Annotated in this window: 2 pseudogenes; both read right to left on the bottom strand. The window is 70.8% G+C overall.

Annotated features, from left to right (window positions below):
- Window positions 1-171: pseudogene (locus IE198_RS34790) on the bottom strand (methylmalonyl-CoA carboxyltransferase); the annotation flags it as partial.
- 253 nt (window positions 172-424) lie between these two features.
- Window positions 425-606: pseudogene (locus tag IE198_RS36880) on the bottom strand (NPCBM/NEW2 domain-containing protein); the annotation flags it as partial.
- Window positions 607-740 lie beyond the last annotated feature (134 nt).

Here is a 740-nt window from a genome sequence, read left to right as displayed (position 1 = left end):
GTCCAACAGCAGCGCGATCCGCTCCCGGGCCGTCAGCTTCCCCTTCGCATGCTGCGCCCCGGTCGCCTTCTCACTCGGACCGCGCAGCGCCTGTTCACGGATCTCGTGCAGCTCGGCCACGCGGCCACGTGCGTCGCTCGGCTCGCTGGTGGTCTCGTCCAAAACGGTCATGCATCGACCCTACGGATCCGACCAAGGAAACTCCGCCGTTGACTCTGTACAGTCTCCTGCCCGTTCTCCTGTCGGCCTTTGACAGAACCATTCCGCACAGAGCACCAACCACCAGCTCAGGCGGGTCGCCCTTTGTTGAGGTCCGACAAGCTCGCCGACCGAGAATCACGTCACAGCCGAGTCCCGTCCTGTGCGCTGCTTGGGCTAATCCGGGCGGGCGGCCCCACCGTACCGGGCCGCCCGCCGGGCGTGATCAGCCCCCGCAGTGGAAGCGGCGGCGCCCCAGTCGGCGTGGTCGTTGCCGTTGCCGTCCCCGCCGTCGGAGGCCACCAGCTCGACGTAGTCGGCGCCGGTGACGTCCGCGGTCAGGGACCAGGCCGGGCCGGCGGCCCGCAGCACCGGGGAGGCGGCCTTCTCCGTGCCCCCGGCGCTGACACGAAGCGCACCTGAAGGCCACTTCGCGGCCGGACACGGACAGGAAGGCGTCCATCGCCACGCCGGGGAGTACAGGACGCGGCGGAAGTCGTGGGCGACGGCCACCGAGAGCCGGCCCCACCGGACGCCGGGCC

The organism is Streptomyces xantholiticus (assembly GCF_014651015.1).
Lineage (GTDB): Bacteria > Actinomycetota > Actinomycetes > Streptomycetales > Streptomycetaceae > Streptomyces > Streptomyces xantholiticus.
The sequence above is the reverse complement of the archived record's forward strand: the minus strand, read 5'-3'. Positions and strand labels throughout refer to the sequence as shown.